General features: G+C 50.6%; 18 protein-coding genes and 1 tRNA gene. 13 read left to right on the top strand and 6 right to left on the bottom strand.

Annotated features, from left to right (window positions below; translation table 11 throughout):
• Positions 1–26: 26 nt before the first annotated feature.
• Both BMZ51_RS07815 and BMZ51_RS07810 read left to right on the top strand, forming a co-directional pair.
• Positions 27–1,238 carry a divergent polysaccharide deacetylase family protein gene (locus tag BMZ51_RS07815; RefSeq protein WP_208979348.1) on the top strand — a complete coding sequence of 404 codons (1,212 nt, stop codon included), beginning with the start codon at positions 27–29 and terminating at the stop codon, positions 1,236–1,238.
• Positions 1,239–1,264: 26 nt separating this feature from the next.
• On the top strand, positions 1,265–1,765 hold the full coding sequence (locus BMZ51_RS07810; RefSeq protein WP_068005583.1) for an RNA pyrophosphohydrolase: 501 nt from the start codon (positions 1,265–1,267) through the stop codon (positions 1,763–1,765).
• An 82-nt stretch (positions 1,766–1,847) separates the two neighbouring features.
• Here BMZ51_RS07810 and BMZ51_RS07805 read toward each other — a convergent pair whose 3' ends face one another.
• Entirely contained in the window at positions 1,848–2,165 is a 318-nt protein-coding gene (locus BMZ51_RS07805; protein ID WP_068005585.1) for a DnaJ family domain-containing protein, read from the bottom strand.
• 159 nt (positions 2,166–2,324) lie between these two features.
• On the opposite strand from BMZ51_RS07805, the gene BMZ51_RS07800 reads away from it, so the two are divergent.
• The gene (locus BMZ51_RS07800; RefSeq protein ID WP_208979347.1) at positions 2,325–2,726 is read left to right on the top strand and encodes a MarR family winged helix-turn-helix transcriptional regulator; all 402 of its coding nucleotides are present in this window, start codon (positions 2,325–2,327) and stop codon (positions 2,724–2,726) included.
• A gap of 25 nt (positions 2,727–2,751) precedes the next feature.
• Here BMZ51_RS07800 and BMZ51_RS07795 read toward each other — a convergent pair whose 3' ends face one another.
• A complete protein-coding gene (locus BMZ51_RS07795) occupies positions 2,752–3,675 on the bottom strand; it encodes a LysR family transcriptional regulator (protein ID WP_068005589.1) in 924 nt (307 codons plus the stop codon).
• Positions 3,676–3,776: 101 nt separating this feature from the next.
• Here BMZ51_RS07795 and BMZ51_RS07790 point away from each other — a divergent pair, with 101 nt between their 5' ends.
• Positions 3,777–4,679 carry an AEC family transporter gene (locus BMZ51_RS07790; RefSeq protein ID WP_068005590.1) on the top strand — a complete coding sequence of 301 codons (903 nt, stop codon included), beginning with the start codon at positions 3,777–3,779 and terminating at the stop codon, positions 4,677–4,679.
• 8 nt (positions 4,680–4,687) lie between these two features.
• On the opposite strand, the gene queG is transcribed toward BMZ51_RS07790, so the two are convergent.
• The gene (queG, locus tag BMZ51_RS07785) at positions 4,688–5,827 is read right to left on the bottom strand and encodes a tRNA epoxyqueuosine(34) reductase QueG (RefSeq protein ID WP_068005592.1); all 1,140 of its coding nucleotides are present in this window, start codon (positions 5,825–5,827) and stop codon (positions 4,688–4,690) included.
• 20 nt (positions 5,828–5,847) lie between these two features.
• Positions 5,848–6,540, bottom strand: a complete 693-nt coding sequence (locus BMZ51_RS07780) for a glutathione S-transferase family protein (RefSeq protein ID WP_068005594.1) — start codon at positions 6,538–6,540, stop codon at positions 5,848–5,850.
• Positions 6,541–6,690: 150 nt separating this feature from the next.
• On the opposite strand from BMZ51_RS07780, the gene BMZ51_RS07775 reads away from it, so the two are divergent.
• A complete protein-coding gene (locus BMZ51_RS07775) occupies positions 6,691–7,500 on the top strand; it encodes an undecaprenyl-diphosphate phosphatase (protein ID WP_068005595.1) in 810 nt (269 codons plus the stop codon).
• Between the two features lie 94 nt (positions 7,501–7,594).
• Here BMZ51_RS07775 and BMZ51_RS07770 read toward each other — a convergent pair whose 3' ends face one another.
• Positions 7,595–8,575 (bottom strand): complex I NDUFA9 subunit family protein, encoded by a 981-nt coding sequence (locus tag BMZ51_RS07770; RefSeq protein WP_068005597.1) that lies wholly within the window; start codon positions 8,573–8,575, stop codon positions 7,595–7,597.
• 235 nt (positions 8,576–8,810) lie between these two features.
• Between BMZ51_RS07770 and BMZ51_RS07765 the strand changes: the two genes are divergently transcribed.
• From BMZ51_RS07765 to ptsN, 8 genes are all read left to right on the top strand, one after another.
• A tRNA-Leu gene (locus tag BMZ51_RS07765) sits at positions 8,811–8,897 on the top strand.
• Between the two features lie 110 nt (positions 8,898–9,007).
• Positions 9,008–9,628: a ribonuclease D gene (locus BMZ51_RS07760; protein WP_068005598.1), complete on the top strand. Its 621-nt coding sequence runs from the start codon at positions 9,008–9,010 to the stop codon at positions 9,626–9,628.
• Between the two features lie 252 nt (positions 9,629–9,880).
• Positions 9,881–10,543, top strand: a complete 663-nt coding sequence (gene lptC, locus BMZ51_RS07755) for an LPS export ABC transporter periplasmic protein LptC (protein ID WP_208979346.1) — start codon at positions 9,881–9,883, stop codon at positions 10,541–10,543.
• Entirely contained in the window at positions 10,540–11,109 is a 570-nt protein-coding gene (locus BMZ51_RS07750) for an LptA/OstA family protein (RefSeq protein ID WP_068005600.1), read from the top strand. The genes lptC and BMZ51_RS07750 overlap by 4 nt, the downstream gene beginning before the upstream one ends.
• 71 nt (positions 11,110–11,180) lie before the next feature.
• A complete protein-coding gene (lptB, locus tag BMZ51_RS07745) occupies positions 11,181–11,924 on the top strand; it encodes an LPS export ABC transporter ATP-binding protein (protein ID WP_244271376.1) in 744 nt (247 codons plus the stop codon).
• A gap of 74 nt (positions 11,925–11,998) precedes the next feature.
• Positions 11,999–13,537: an RNA polymerase factor sigma-54 gene (gene rpoN, locus BMZ51_RS07740; protein WP_068005603.1), complete on the top strand. Its 1,539-nt coding sequence runs from the start codon at positions 11,999–12,001 to the stop codon at positions 13,535–13,537.
• Positions 13,538–13,754: 217 nt separating this feature from the next.
• Complete coding sequence (hpf, locus tag BMZ51_RS07735) at positions 13,755–14,345, top strand: ribosome hibernation-promoting factor, HPF/YfiA family (RefSeq protein ID WP_074881902.1); 591 nt, start codon at positions 13,755–13,757, stop codon at positions 14,343–14,345.
• A gap of 75 nt (positions 14,346–14,420) precedes the next feature.
• Positions 14,421–14,888 carry a PTS IIA-like nitrogen regulatory protein PtsN gene (gene ptsN / locus BMZ51_RS07730; protein ID WP_068005608.1) on the top strand — a complete coding sequence of 156 codons (468 nt, stop codon included), beginning with the start codon at positions 14,421–14,423 and terminating at the stop codon, positions 14,886–14,888.
• 123 nt (positions 14,889–15,011) lie between these two features.
• Here the strand turns inward: ptsN and BMZ51_RS07725 are convergent, their stop codons facing one another.
• The gene (locus tag BMZ51_RS07725; RefSeq protein ID WP_068005610.1) at positions 15,012–15,272 is read right to left on the bottom strand and encodes a BQ00720 family protein; all 261 of its coding nucleotides are present in this window, start codon (positions 15,270–15,272) and stop codon (positions 15,012–15,014) included.
• Positions 15,273–15,297: the final 25 nt, after the last annotated feature.

Here is a 15,297-nt window from a genome sequence, read left to right as displayed (position 1 = left end):
CTCTTTATGACAGGGTGGGGACAGTAATGGTTAAGAGCGATTTGACAGCTCCGCTTGGAATGAACAAGCGGCGGGGCATCGGTCGGTTACCGTTTGGCTTGATTGGTGTCGCCATAATGACTGTTTTACTCACCACTGGGCTTATCTGGATCGGTATTGTTGACGACCCCAATGGCGGGGAGCCAATGGCAACCATTGAACTGTCCAGCGCCCTCGACGGTGTTTCTCCCGGTGATATTGAAATTGTTTCCCTGCCGGATGGGCGTCAGCTTGACCAGCCTGATGCTGAGAGTGATCTTGGCTCTAACGGTAATTTTCTTCTATCCGACCCGAAGAGCTCTGCATCGGCAGGTCAATCCAGTGGGCCAACCTCGCTGTCCGACCTTGCGCGCCGCGTTGATTATGAAGGCATGGATGCAGGCTTTTCTGGTGAGGCCTTATCGACAGAGCCGATCAAGCAGCTGCTCGAGCCTCATAAATTCGGCTCGCTTCCCAAGATTTCAGCTGAAGGCATACGCCCGCTTGATGTGTATGCTCGCCGCCCGTCTCCAACTACACTGACACAAGCGCGCATAGCTATTCTTGTGAATGGCATCGGTTTGAACTCCGATATGACGCTCAAGGCTATTGAAGACCTTCCTGCTGATATTTCCCTCGGCTTGTCACCCTATGGGGATGACATTGACAGCTGGATGCAGTCCGCCCGTCTTTCTGGGCACGAAGTGCTGCTTCAAGCGCCGATGGAGCCTTTTGACTACCCTGATAATGATGCAGGACCGCAAAGCCTGCTGACAAACCTGGACAAAGCCCAGAATGAGGAGCGCCTTTCCTGGGTTTTAGGGCAGACCAGCAATTATGTGGGTTTGGTCAACTTCATGGGTGACCGCTTCACCTCCAATGAAATGCGCATGAATGAGTTGCTGAGCAAGGTTCGTGATCATGGGCTGATGTATGTGGATGACGGGACTTCACCGCGTTCAAAAGCCAGTGAGGTTGCCGGAACACAGAAAGTTCCATTTGTGCAGGCAGACTTGGTTCTTGACCAAAATTTAAATCAGGAAGCGATTGGCACACAGCTTCTGGAGCTTGAAGTGATCGCGCGTCAAAGAGGCATTGCAGTCGCAACTGCGACGGCTTTTCCCGTGACCTTGGCTGCGTTGGAAGCGTGGTCTCAGCGGCTAGAGGAGCGCGGTCTTTCGCTTGTTCCGATCAGCTCAGCCATCAATTCTACTCGGTAAATATTCCCTCTTAGCGTGGACCAGACATGACTGATTACAGTGCCCTTCCTTTTCGCCAGTGTGTTGGCATCATGCTTATCAATCGCGACGGGTTTGTTTGGGCTGGAAAACGCTATGGCGACGAGCAGCCAATTCCTGACGAGTACGCCTGGCAAATGCCGCAGGGTGGATTGGACAAAGGAGAAAATCCGATAGCAGCGGCCAAACGCGAGCTTTACGAAGAGACCTCTGTAAAGTCTATTTCACTGCTTGCTGAAGCGCCTGACTGGTTCTCCTACGATTTTCCTGAGGATGTACAGCGCAACATGCGCAAAGTGAAGTATCGCGGGCAAACACAGCGTTGGTTTGCCTTCCGTTTTGACGGTGATGACAGCGAAATCAACATCCTTACACCGCCTGATGGGCACGCGCAGGAGTTTTGCGAATGGCGCTGGGAAAAGGCAGAGAACCTTCCAGGCTTGGTGATCCCATTCAAGCAGCAGGTCTACCGCGATGTTGTCGAGGTGTTTTCAGAGTTCACAGTTTAAGTGGGCCGGGGGGCTGAGCTTGCTGCCTTTTCGCAGAGGCTCCCTTGGTTTTGAACGCTGATAACCGCGAAGTGCTCTGAGCTCAAGTAAAGAACCGTTTACGGGATTCCTGTTCAATGGCATGGCGGCATTGTAAATCTGCCAGCTTGGCCATTTCACTTTTCCAAGACGGTGACCCTTTTGCCTTTTGAACGACCTGACGTTGAACTTCGATTTCTTTCTTCAGCTCAATTTCTCTTGGAACGGCCCCCGCTTGTGCCATAATTCGCATCGTAGCTGCGCTCGTATATGAGCCTGGCGCGCGCTCAGGCAATGGTTTCCCCTCTCCCTCAAGGTTATCCATCTGCCCGTCGGCTTGCGCTTTTAAAATCTGGCGCTCTGCAAGACTACTGAAGCTCATGGTCTGCCTCTTTTTTCCATTAGGGTCCCGAAAAACTAATGGTGTTTCCATAGGCCTCGTTCGAATTTTTGTCAATAAAATTGACAAAAATACAGAATAGTCCATATATAACAAATGATTAAAAAATCTAAATCTGACTTACTTTACGCAGGAATACAGATGACACGCCCCTTGTTGCGCACGATCAGTGCACGTGTGGAGGCGGATCTGGCCGGTACCGACCTTTCAGTTGGGCAGCGTGCAGTGATGGAAGCGGCTCTGGTTTTAACGCAGGCAACGGCTCCTGAGCTTACAAATTTTCTGCAGTTGAAACGCCAGTTCGTGGCGAAAGTCCTCAAAGAGCTTCTCGAAAAAGGGCATGTAGCGCAAGTGCATAACCCTAGGCACAAACGGTCTGTATATTTCCGTTTGACACCTTCAGGCAAAGCACTGATTAAGAGGGTTCGCAGTGTGGAAATGGCAAAAATAGACGAGTTTGCAAAGGCATTCTCCGAGGAAGAGGTTGAAACCTACTACCGCATGCAATGCGTCTTGAATGAAGCATTGTCAAAACCGTCTTAGCAGCTTTGACAGTTTCGATGCTCATTCATGACCGGCCGGCCTCCGCATAAAACAATATTTCAGCAAGCTCCCATACTTTTCTCGCTGCACTGTTAGAGGGCGTTATTGGAAGCCGTGCCAAATACAAGTTGCGCGGGGCGGCCGGTGCTAATGGCAACACATCTATGCCCTCTGTTTTTTCAGGAAGCGCCAATTCTGCAATGATTGAATAAGCCAGACCGGCTCTGACAATTGCTAGAATAGAGGTGATCTGCTGAATAGAGTGATCGACTCTTGGCTCACTGTCAGCTTTAGAAAACCATTTACGGACCAAGGGTTCGCTCCCTCCCTTTGTCATAATAAAGGGTTTTTGCTGAAAGCCAGCAGCTGAGATGCTGCTGGAGGTGACAGCACCTTGCGCCACGATACCAACAAGCTGATCACAAGCTAAAGGAATAGTCTCAAACTCATCGCCATCACCAATATCGGTTATCACCGCAAGATCAATCTCGCTGCGCCTTAACGCAGCAATGGTTTCCTGATCCTGAGCCTCTCGCAGTTCCAGCGCGATCCCCGGATATTGCCTCGATACACGCTGCATTAGGTCTGGCAGCAAACGTGTGGAGGCTGATGGACCACTGGAGCCAATTTTAACGCAGCCGCTTTTGTTGTGGCGCAGATCATTTATCTGGGCCATAGCGTTTTTTTCCGCAGCCTGCATGTTGAGCGCATATTCGACCAACACCTGCCCTTCTTGTGTTAGTTGCACTGGTTGAGTGCCACGGCGCAAAACTTGAACACCTACTCTTTTTTCAAGCTCAGCAATTGATTGACTGACAGCAGACTGGCTCACCCCCAGTTGATGAGCTGTTTTTGTGACCGATCCTACTTTTTGCAGCAGCGGTAAAGCACGCACAGCCAGCTCGGGCAAATGTGTTGCTGTTCTTTGGGTCTGCCTAGAGCTGGTCATGGTCGTAACTCTCAATATTATAAGCTCAGCTTATTATTTTATCGCTCCCCATCAGACTAATAGGAGTTCTTGAGATTAGCCAGCTGCCTTGGGGAAGTACTATGGACATTTTAGTGGCACTACTACCAAGCTTGGGGCTATTGGTCCTTGGAGGGCTGTTCGGTAGACGGCTGGACCAAGCAACGTGGCGCGGTGTTGATACGCTCAATTTTCAGCTTTTATTTCCTGCGCTTATGTTTTCGGCAACAGCCGCACGGCCTATTAATTTTGGCGATGCCTGGATGATCGGAGTTGGGGTCTGGGGCATTCTTGGACTTGGTTTTCTGCTGGGTGGTTTGCTTCGACCGTTCGGCCCCGCCCGCTTTCTGGATTTTGCGGCCAGTTGGCAAACTGCATGGCGTTTTAACACCGCGATCGCTTTTGTCGCGATCAACGCGCTTGATGCAAAACACGCTTCTTTGATGGCCATTGCCGTTGGCTTTGCAGTGCCCTTGGCAAATCTTATGGCGGTGACCGCTCTTTCCATGGGCAAAGGGCTTGGAGCCCGCGCCGCGATCATCAAAGTGGCTTTGAACCCGTTCTTCCTTGCAGCACTTGCAGGTGTGCTGGTGGGGTTGAGCGGCTATACGCTGCCTCTCGTGCTTGCAAACGGGCTTAATCAACTCGCGCTGGCAGCGATCCCGCTCGCATTGCTGGCGATTGGGGCGACGCTGGACTGGCAAGGCCTCATGAAGCTGGACTTTTATACTGGGGGGCTCAACGCTATTAAGCTGCTGGCATTACCATCCATTGCATTCATGATGGTTCATGCGCTCGATATTCCGCGGGAGCAAGCGTCTGTCTTGGTGGTTTTTGCTGCCTTGCCAACGGCATCTGCCGCGCATGTACTGGCCGCAGCTTTTGGGGCAGACTGCCGCCAGCCCGCAACGCTTATTGCCCAGTCCACCTTGCTTTCGTGCGTGAGCCTGCCGCTTTGGTTGGCCTTACAGGCCTCAACGCATTGATTGAAACACTAGCTCTCGTGAGAGACAGTTTCCCACTCTACTTTTACAAGTTCGCTTTGCTCATCGGCCAGAGCAGCTGATTTATGCTCTTCAAAGGCTGCTGATGGCACAAGTTGAGATAACGCCCAGACAGCCGTTGCGCGGACCGTCTCATCGTCATCCTGCAAATGTTCGACCACTTGTGGGAGAAGCTGAGCATCTGAGCTGTTTCCAGCTGCAATCAGGCAGTTTCTGATAAAGCGGTTACGACCGATGCGCTTGACTGGATTACCGGAGAAGAACGAGCGAAAGGCCGCATCATCCAACTTCAACAGGTCCGTTAGAGCTGGCTCCAGCAGGTCTTCGCGCGCTTGTAGTTTGGCTTCACTTGCAGACTGGGCAAATTTGTTCCACGGGCAAACTGCAAGGCAATCATCACAGCCATAGATACGATTGCCCATGTTCCTGCGGAACTCCATGGGTATCGGGCCGTGGTGCTCAATGGTCAGGTACGATATGCAGCGGTTTGCATCCACCTGATAGGCAGATGGAAATGCTGATGTGGGGCAAACCGTGAGACAGCGTTTACAATTACCGCAATGGTCCACTTCCGGCTCATCCAACGGCAGGTCAAGGGTTGAGAAAATCGAACCGAGAAAGAACCAGGAGCCGAGCTCTCGCGACACGAGATTAGAGTGTTTGCCTTGCCAGCCAAGCCCTGCAGAATGGGCCAATGGTTTTTCCATGACAGGTGCTGTATCGACAAAGACTTTCACATCTCCGCCGCCCTTGGACACGAGCAGACTGGCAAGTTCTTTCATCTTGCCTTTGATAATGTCGTGATAGTCACGATTTCGGGCATAGACCGAGATATGCGCCTTATCAGGCTTCTCGCGCATCTCCATCGGGTCAACATCGGGCCCGTAATTCATGGCAAGCATGATGACGGAACGCGCCTCCGGCCACAGCTCCAGCGGGCTGGAACGGCGCACTTCTGTTTCGGGCATCCACTCCATGGTGGCATGGTAGCCCTGTTCGATAAAGTGATGAAGGCGCTCAGGCGCAAGCGGGATTGCATCCGCAGTGGTCACGCGCACATCATCAAAACCGATAGCGCGCGCGCGCTTGATCAACTCAGCTTTAACGCGCGCGGCTTGTTTATCCGTCAAAGGGGTATCGGATTGCGGTTTTAGAAGTCGAGATCCGCGTAGGTCCTGGAGGCTGGCATGCCCAGCATCTTGTCTGCTAGAATCGGGCGGAAGCTCGGACGAGATTTCATCCGCGCGTACCAGCTCTTCACGTTTTCGTCCTCGGACCATGGAACTTCACCAAGATAGTCTGCACAGGAGAGAAGGCTTGCTGCGGCAAGGTCAGCAAATGACAATCTGTCCCCTGCCAACCATTTTCGTGTCGCAGCAAGATACCCAATATATCGTAGGTGGTTCAGCATATTGACCCGTGCAACCCTAAGGACGCTTGAATCTGGCTGTCCGCCACCCTGACTATCTGGCATCTCCTGTTTGTAGATGCGTTCTTGCACGATGTAGCCAATAACCTCACTAAGGAATTTTTGCAAAAACCAAGAGACGAGACGGCGTGTTTCTGCACGTGCTTCCGGGTGGTCAGGCAATAACCGCCTGTTTGGGATGGCATATCCACGAGTTTCGTCCAGATATTCCATGATGACTGTGGGCCCGCTCACAGCGGGGCCATCATTTTCCTTCAGAACGGGCAGAGTACCTGCCGGGTTCATCATTAGGAATTCACGACGACGTGCCCAAGGGTATTCCGTCTGACATTCAAACGGAATTCCGTATTCTCCAAGTGCAAGGCGCACAAAACGCGATTCTGGAGAGAAAGGATGATGATAGAGCTTGAGCATTATTCTGATTTATGAGCAAACCTGTAACCAAAAGGTTGCTATAGGAATGTAATTTGTCTCAAAAGAGTCTTGAGAGCATAAACCAAAGCAGAAAGACGGGGACAACGTCTTCAATGACAATTGCAGGAAATTCTTGGAGATCAACGTTTTATGACAACTGACAGTATCGTCGGCGCTTTGGTGCTTGGCATCATTGAGGGTCTGACGGAATTTATCCCTGTTTCCTCAACAGGACACCTGCTGCTGATTGGGCATTTCATCGGCTTTAAAAGCGAAGGGCGTGCTTTTGAAGTGATGATCCAGCTTGGCGCGATTGCAGCCATACTGAGTGTATATTTCACACGTCTTACCCGTATTGCCCTTGCTTTGCCAACCAGCGCAAAGGCCCGCCATTTCACTGCCGGCGTTTTACTCGCTTTTCTGCCAGCTGCCGTCATTGGCGCATTCGCCTATGACTTTATCAAGGTCGTCTTATTTGAGACCCCTGCGCTGGTGTGTGTCTCGCTAATTTTTGGCGGCATCATCATGTTGCTGGTAGACAGGATGCCATTGCAGGTGCGCTATACTGATGTGGAAGAATACCCGATGTCGCTCTACATCAAGATCGGATTTGCGCAGTGCATGGCAATGATCCCAGGTGTTTCGCGCAGCGGTGCTACGATTGTCGCGTCACTCCTTATGGGGACAGACAAGCGATCTGCGGCTGAGTTCTCTTTCTTCCTTGCAATGCCAACAATGGTTGGCGCGTTTGCCTTTGACTTTATGAAGAACAAAGACGCGTTAGGACAAGACGACTGGACCCTAATTATCATTGGGTTGGTGTCCTCATTCATTGCCGGATATTTTGTTGTACGCAGTTTGCTGGATTACGTTTCCAAACACGGTTTTATGCTGTTTGGATGGTGGCGCATTATCGTGGGCGGCCTTGGGTTGCTGGGCCTGATCCTCACGCAAAGCTGATCAATTCGCCTTCACGTTCGCATGAATATTCTCAGCCAAACGATAAAAACCCGCCAGAAGCGGGTTTTTGTTTAACTGGATTGTCCACCAAGCGCTACGATTTAAGCGGCTTTTGCGCCTCGTATTGGCCGTGAGGGCGGAACTTATCAAGGTAGGTTGGCAGGATTGCTTCCATTGAATGAGGCTCAATACCGAGGCCTTCAAACGTCCGTTTTTCTGAGAGCGCTTCCTTGCTTACAACATTGTCTCGTTTAAGCAGGTTCACCTGATCCACGGTCAGCATTGGTTTAGGGAACATCTGCAAAAATTTTGCCTGAATACGCGCTATTAGGAATGGCAGGGAAACAAGGGCGCGCTTGCGGCGAATAGTTTCCAGCATCAAGGACAGGCACTGCTTAAAGGAAGCAACTTCTGGTCCGCCCAGTTCATACACCTTGCCGCCTTCAACCTGACGTTCTGCTGCGTTGGCGATAGCAAGTGCCACATCTTCCACATAAACAGGCTGAAATTTGGTGTGACCGCCACCGATGAGCGGAAGCATTGGGAAGAGCTGTGCCATGCTACCAAAGCGATTGAAGAAGTCGTCTTCCGGTCCAAACACAATAGACGGACGGAAAATGACTGCATTTGGCATCGCGTCCAATACAGCTTTTTCACCAGCTGCTTTGGTTTGCGCATAAACAGACTTGCTGTTTTCATCAGCCCCAATTGCGGAAAGGTGGACCAGTGTCTCAATGCCCTGCTCTTTACAAACATCAGCAATGGTCGCCGGGCCTTTGGCTTGCACGGTATCGAACTTTTGCGCACCAGCCTCGTAGAGGATACCAACAAGGTTGATAACTGCGCATGCGCCCTCAACAGCCTTTTCGACAGACTTTTTGTTTCGAACGCTGGCCGCAACTGGCATGATCTGCCCAACCGCGCCGAGAGGTTGCAGGTGTTCAGCCAGATCAGGTCTACGCACGGCTGCGCGAATGCTGTATCCGCGTTCTGCCAAAATCCGAATGGTATGCCGACCAATAAACCCTGACCCGCCGAAAACGGTGATTATTTTCCCGTTGAGCGCTTGCGCCATTTTATTCCACCTTTGCCAATTTTTTGCAGGTCTGCGTATTAGCGCGCACAACCATCAAAAAAGCTATAATTCGTGGGATGTTAATACTCCTGCCCTTCTCCCTTGTGAAGGCGCACTGTGGAGAAATTAAAACTCTTTGCAAATGTATGATTGACAATCCAAGGCCACATCCTTAGAACCCAGCCTCACAGAGCGGCGCTGGACACCAGCAACCCTCTGATGAAAAAGATGATATGCCCAGATGGCGGAATTGGTAGACGCGCTAGCTTCAGGTGCTAGTGCCCGCAAGGGCGTGGAGGTTCGAGTCCTCTTCTGGGCACCATCTTTTTTCACACAGCTCTCCCTTAAAATCATAGAGTAACTTGACCGCTTCACGTAGAAGAGACAAAACACGTCTCATATACAAGCAGCGCTTATTCTTCGAGAGCCACAATGACAATCAGATACCATAAATATGACCTTCCAGACCTTTCCAACTACGCGAATGCCGAGGCCGTTGCCGTCGACAGCGAGACACTGGGTCTGAATCCACACCGGGATCGGTTGTGCGTTGTACAACTTTCATCTGGAGACGGCTCTGCCGATGTGGTCCAGATTGAACGCGGACAGTTGGCTGCGCCAAACCTGCAGGCCTTGCTTGAAGATGCAAGCAAGCCGAAGATTTTTCACTTTGCTCGCTTTGATGTTGCCGTATTGAAGGAGTATCTGGATATTTCCGTTTCTCCGGTCTGGTGCACCAAAATTGCATCCAAGCTTGTGCGCACCTATACAGATCGTCACGGATTGAAAGATATTTGCCGCGAACTGATTGGCGTCGACCTTTCAAAGCAGCAACAGAGTTCTGACTGGGCAGCAGAAAAACTTTCTGATGCGCAACTTGCTTATGCCGCTTCCGATGTTCTGCACCTTCATAAACTCAAAGAGCGTCTAGAGTTTATGCTAGAGCGTGAACAGCGCACTGAAATAGCGAATAAGTGCTTCGATTTTCTGCCTACACGTGCGGAACTCGACCTTGCTGGATGGCCAGACACCGATATTTTCGCGCATTCTTAAGTGTGAGATCGGGTTTTCTACCAGTATTTGCGGTTTATTGGTGCTCAACATTTGTAATTTGTTGAAGCAACCCCACTTAGGCAGCTAGTGTGTGCATACCACTTCCCTTTGGGTTCAAACCCGAAATTTGCGTATCAAATGAAGTGGTATGTGCCTGTACAATACTGGTAGCTCAGACTGACGCAGACCAGAAAATTGGCAACCGGAACGCGACCCCATGTGTGTCGCATCCAGAATGGTTCAGGACTACGAATGACAACAATGGAGAACATGCCTAAGGAGTTTGCATCGGAAGCGCAGACACGGCTTGAGAAAGCTCGGAAATCAGCGCGCCGGCACTCGCTTTTGGTTCGTCTTCTCCGTTATGCCTTGCCCGCTGGTGGCACCCTCATTGCGCTAGCGGTGGTGGGCATGGTTATTTTCCAGAATGTTCTTTCTGGCTTAAGTATTGGGGACATTAGCCTGACCACCGAAGGCCTAGTGATGTCTAATCCCCACCTTTCAGGAAATGATGGAGATCGCTCCTACAACGTGCAGGCTGATCGCGCTATTCAGCGTATTACCAATCCTCAGGTGATCGATCTGGAGAAGATTGTGGCTGAAATCACAGTTGCTCCGGGAGAAACTGTTAGTATCATTTCTCAAAACGGAACGTTTGATACCGAGATGGAGACGCTGGAACTCAGCAACGGGATCCAGCTTACATACAGTAAAGGCTACTCTGCAGAGTTTGAGTACCTTGATATCGATATGAAAACGGGGACGATCCAGACCAACGATACAGTTGATGTCATGTCCGATGGTGGTTATATCGATGCTGGATCTATGGAATTTGATCAAAAAAACAATGTTTTGAATTTTCGTCGGGGCGTTAAAATGAAGCTTCTGCCCTGGGCGCTGGAGAACGGTCAATGATTAACCGGATGAAGATATTCTCTCTATCTTGGATTGTGGCATTTGGGCTGGCTGGAATGGCCCACGCACAAACGTTCTCCGATTCATTTGCTGGATTTGGTTCCAACAACAAAGAGCCTATCGAGATTGAGGCCGCGAACCTTCAGGTCCGTGACAATGACAAAAGCGCTATTTTCAGCGGTAATGTTGTTGTTATCCAAGGTGATACCAAACTGGAAACTCAGCGATTAATCGTGTTTTACTCCGGTTCCATGGCAAATGGTGATGCAGACGGCCAAGCCGTACAGCAGTCCATCTCGCGCCTTGAAGCAAAGGGGAATGTGTTGATTTCCTCCAAGGATCAAGTCGCAACCGGGGATGATGCCAGTTTTGACATGGACAAACAGCTGGTTGTGATGACTGGCAAGCAGGTGGTGCTCAGTCAGGGGCCAAACGTTGTTGTAGGCAAACGCCTTGTGATCAATCTGGAAACAGGTAAAGCAGATCTGGATGCAAACGAAGGTGGCCCGAATACAGGCCGCGTAAAGATTCTTTTGCAGCCAAATAGCGTCGATAAAAAGAACTAGAACAAAATAGGCCCACGCCCTTGAGCGCACACCCAATTGATCCTCAGATCCCGACGCATCAGCCAGACGGCATCACCTATGCTGATCCTTCCGAAGCCGTGCTGGAAGTTGACGGCATCGGCAAAAGTTACGGTCGCCGTCAGGTCGTAAAGCATGTCAGCCTCAACGTGAAACGCGGGGAAGCTGTTGGCTTACTGGGGCCAAACGGTGCCGGTAAAACCACCTGTTTCTACATGATTACCGGGCTTGTTCGCCCGGATCATGGCGCCATTCGCCTCGATAACTTCGACATGACGCAGCTGCCCATGTATCGGCGCGCGCGCCTTGGCGTTGGCTACCTTCCGCAGGAAGCCTCCATTTTTCGCGGTCTTTCAGTTGAAGATAACATTCGCGCTGTGCTGGAAGTGGTGGAACCGAACAAAAAGCGACGCCAAGAAGATCTGGATTCTCTTTTGAGTGAGTTTGGCGTGACGCATCTTCGCAAATCGCCAAGTATCGCGCTCAGTGGCGGCGAACGGCGACGCGTTGAAATTGCGCGCGCCTTGGCTTCACGCCCATCCTTCATGCTTCTTGATGAGCCATTTGCCGGAATTGACCCAATTGCAGTGGGCGATATTCAACAGCTCGTCCGCCACCTGACACAACGTGGCATTGGCGTTTTAATTACCGACCACAATGTGCGTGAAACGCTCGGACTGATTGATCGGGCGTATATTATCGCTGCTGGCGAAGTTTTGACTGAAGGCAAACCTCATCAGATTGTCGCAGACCCCGACGTAAGGCGCTTGTATCTCGGGGAACAGTTCACTCTTTGATTTCCAACCTATGCCGAATTGCGTAGAAGAGTGTTGCAGGCTAGCTTGCAGCACTCGGAGGATAGAACAACTCTATGGCAATCGGTCCCAGATTAGAATTCAGACAAAGCCAACAGCTTGTCATGACGCCGCAGCTGATGCAGGCGATCAAGCTGTTGCAGCTGTCGAATGTGGACCTGATTGCACACATTAACAATGAGTTGGAAAGCAATCCCTTTCTGGAACAAGATGACAGCCCAGATGGTGCAGGACCGGCGGCTGAACCTTCCCGCTCTGATGGCTCTACAGAGCATGAGAACGCACCCACGGACGCTCAGGAAGGGGATTGGCTTAGTAATGAGCTGCAGGCAACTCCTGAGGCGATTTCGAGCAAACTGGATTCTGAGCTCTCAAACGTCTTTTCTGATGATAACGGCGAAAACCAGCCCATTGATCCCGTTCAGCAAAAGGCGGAGAACTGGCAAGCGCCAAGTCACAACATGTCCTCTGGCGGCTCTGACTATAATCTGGAAGCATTCGTCGCTGCAGAAGTATCATTAAGCGAACATCTTCAAGAGCAGCTGGGCTTTGTTGTATCAGACCCTGCGGATTTACTTGTTGCACGCCAACTCATCGATTGTATTGATGAAAACGGTTATCTGCGCATTGATAGTGAAGAGATCTCCCATCGACTTGGGGTGACTGAGAGCGATCTGGATCGCGTGATCAGCCGCATTCAGGGGCTTGATCCTGTTGGTGTTTTTGCACGCGACCTCATTGAGTGCCTGAAGTTGCAGTTGATTGAGAAAAACCGATACGACCCAGCCATGCAGGCGTTGGTTGAGAACATTGAATTGCTGGCACACCATGACCTGGTAAAGCTCAAGCGCCTCTGTAAAGTAGATGATGAAGACCTTAAGGACATGATCCTTGAGATCAAAGAGCTTAACCCAAAGCCGGGTGCAGCCTTCAATACCGAGATTACTCAGGCAATTGTTCCTGATGCCTTTGTGCTCGCTGCATCCGACGGTGGCTGGACTGTTGAGCTAAATACAGAAAACCTGCCTAAGGTTCTTGTGAACCAGAGCTATTATTCCGAGATCTCTCAGGGGCCCAAAAACGACAAGGAATTGGCATATTTTACCGACAGTTTGCAAACCGCCAACTGGCTGGTGAAGAGCCTTGATCAACGCGCCCGCACGATCTTGAAAGTCTCGTCAGAAATTGTGCGCCAGCAAGATGGTTTTCTGACCTATGGCGTTCAGTACTTACGTCCGATGAATCTTCGTGTTGTTGCTGATGCGATTGGCATGCATGAATCCACCGTCAGCCGCGTCACCTCCAACAAATATATTGCAACACCTCGCGGAATTTTCGAGCTGAAGTACTTTTTCTCTGCTGCTATCGCTTCTTCAGAAGGTGGTGAATCGCACTCAGCGGAATCAGTACGCTACCAAATTAAGCAGTTAATTGATGCTGAAGACCCCAAGAAGATTCTCTCAGACGACGCTCTTGTGAAAATTCTAAAAGATGATGGTGTGGATATAGCGCGACGAACTGTAGCTAAGTACCGAGAAGCATTAAAGATTCCAAGCTCGGTGCAACGTCGCAGAGAAAAGAAGCTCCTCGCGTAAGCCACTGATATTTCTCATGGTTTGAATGAGAGGTAATCGAGTCATCTTCAGTTAATAACCTTCTTAGGATGTTTTTCCGTTCTCATAGTTTTTCTTAGGACTCGAAAACAGTGGCACTTTAAACTCAGCTGGTCCAAACTACATGTGTTGAAGGGTTCTTTGCTCTTTGGCTGAAGAACCTGTCAGCGTTTAAGTCGACACAACAAAAGAGGTTCCCATGACAATTAGAATTTCGGGGAGGAACGTGGACATTGGTGATGCAACCAGGACTCACGTTGAAGACCGGATTTCCGATGCACTGGATAAATATTTCCCAGGAGCATATACGGGTCATGTGACAATCGCTCGCGAAGGCTCAGGCTTCCGATCCGACTGCACAGTCCACCTCAGCACGGGAGTAGTGCTACAGGTCTCAGGTGATAGTCAGGATCCGCGACAGAGTTTCGACAAAGCAGCCGAACGTATTGAAAAGCGCCTCAGGCGCTACAACCGAAAATTAAATGATCACCACACCAACGGTGTTCCTGTGGAATGGGAAACATTTGGCGCGACGTCTTACGTCCTTGCCGACCCAGAACAGGAAGAAGAAGTTCCTGCTGACTACAACCCACTTGTGGTTGCAGAAACTGAAGCGAAAGTGAAAACACTGACTGTTGGTATGGCCGTTATGGAGCTAGATTTAAGTGAAGCTCCCGTTGTAGTGTTCCGCAACGCTGGTAATGGTGAGGTAAATGTCGTATTCCGTCGTGATGATGGAAACGTTGGCTGGATTGATCCTAATCTAGCTAACGGGGCTGCTCCTAACTAACAATCATGGTCACTGTGACCCTATACAAAGCCGGTTTACACCGGCTTTGTGTTTTGTATGAACACGGATCAAGGAATGGATCTGAACGAACTTCTTCGTCCTGAGGCTGTTATTGCCAACCTCAAGGCAAACAGCAAAAAGCAAGCGCTGCAGGAACTTGCCGAACGAGCCTCTGAGATTTGCGGTGAAACTGAGCGCGATATCTTTGATACGCTGCTGCAACGCGAACGTCTCGGCTCTACAGGTGTCGGAAACGGCATTGCGATCCCGCATGGAAAAATCGTGAACCTGGACGGGTTACACGGCCTGTTTGCACGTCTGGACAAACCAATCGAGTTCGACAGCTTGGATGACCAGCCTGTTGATCTGATCTTTGTTTTACTTGCACCGGAAGGAGCGGGTGCAGACCACCTGAAAGCTCTGGCACGGGTTGCACGTCTTCTAAGAAATAATGAAATCGCGAGTAAACTGCGGGCAACGACAGATGCCACTGCGCTTTACTCGATCCTGACACACCCACAGGCGTCTCCAAACGCTGCGTGAGGTAGCTCCCTATAAAAAATAGAAAGCCTGGATGAGACAGTGTCCCATCCAGGCTTTTTTATGTCTTTTACTAATGCATGCCTGCCGGAAGAGCTTCCACAGCAAGAAAAGCAGAAGCTTCACCTAATGAACGCTGAGAGCTTCCAGGTCGTTTTCAATTGCGTTTGCAATTGCTGCATTCCTAGTGTCTGTGAGGACCAAAGGCGTGCCATCAGCGGCCAGCAGCGCCCATGCGGGCAAGTCTGCGCCCTGCAGCTCTGCATCAGGAAACATGTTTTTCAAGTCTTTGGGAGAAACGCGCCTCACATAAGCGAGTTCGCCTGCTCCAAGCTCTTCAAAATTTTCGTACGGGTCGTCGGCCAGCACAGAAGGGGCGTTAGTCATCGCCTTCTCCTTGGAAGTTATTAAT

This window comes from Pseudovibrio axinellae (assembly GCF_900110875.1).
GTDB classification, from domain to species: Bacteria; Pseudomonadota; Alphaproteobacteria; order Rhizobiales; family Stappiaceae; genus Pseudovibrio; species Pseudovibrio axinellae.
This window is presented reverse-complemented; position numbering and strand designations above follow the sequence as displayed.

Coding starts and splice junctions, on each gene's coding strand:
- hpf (WP_074881902.1), top strand. CDS start 13,755: ATGACAATTAGAATTTCGGGGAGGAACGTGGACATTGGTGATGCAACC.
- BMZ51_RS07750 (WP_068005600.1), top strand. CDS start 10,540: ATGATTAACCGGATGAAGATATTCTCTCTATCTTGGATTGTGGCATTT.
- BMZ51_RS07790 (WP_068005590.1), top strand. CDS start 3,777: ATGGACATTTTAGTGGCACTACTACCAAGCTTGGGGCTATTGGTCCTT.
- BMZ51_RS07775 (WP_068005595.1), top strand. CDS start 6,691: ATGACAACTGACAGTATCGTCGGCGCTTTGGTGCTTGGCATCATTGAG.
- BMZ51_RS07780 (WP_068005594.1), bottom strand. CDS start 6,540: ATGCTCAAGCTCTATCATCATCCTTTCTCTCCAGAATCGCGTTTTGTG.
- BMZ51_RS07725 (WP_068005610.1), bottom strand. CDS start 15,272: ATGACTAACGCCCCTTCTGTGCTGGCCGACGACCCGTACGAAAATTTT.
- BMZ51_RS07760 (WP_068005598.1), top strand. CDS start 9,008: ATGACAATCAGATACCATAAATATGACCTTCCAGACCTTTCCAACTAC.
- BMZ51_RS07795 (WP_068005589.1), bottom strand. CDS start 3,675: ATGACCAGCTCTAGGCAGACCCAAAGAACAGCAACACATTTGCCCGAG.
- rpoN (WP_068005603.1), top strand. CDS start 11,999: ATGGCAATCGGTCCCAGATTAGAATTCAGACAAAGCCAACAGCTTGTC.
- BMZ51_RS07805 (WP_068005585.1), bottom strand. CDS start 2,165: ATGAGCTTCAGTAGTCTTGCAGAGCGCCAGATTTTAAAAGCGCAAGCC.
- BMZ51_RS07815 (WP_208979348.1), top strand. CDS start 27: ATGGTTAAGAGCGATTTGACAGCTCCGCTTGGAATGAACAAGCGGCGG.
- lptC (WP_208979346.1), top strand. CDS start 9,881: ATGACAACAATGGAGAACATGCCTAAGGAGTTTGCATCGGAAGCGCAG.
- BMZ51_RS07810 (WP_068005583.1), top strand. CDS start 1,265: ATGACTGATTACAGTGCCCTTCCTTTTCGCCAGTGTGTTGGCATCATG.
- ptsN (WP_068005608.1), top strand. CDS start 14,421: ATGGATCTGAACGAACTTCTTCGTCCTGAGGCTGTTATTGCCAACCTC.
- BMZ51_RS07770 (WP_068005597.1), bottom strand. CDS start 8,575: ATGGCGCAAGCGCTCAACGGGAAAATAATCACCGTTTTCGGCGGGTCA.
- BMZ51_RS07800 (WP_208979347.1), top strand. CDS start 2,325: ATGACACGCCCCTTGTTGCGCACGATCAGTGCACGTGTGGAGGCGGAT.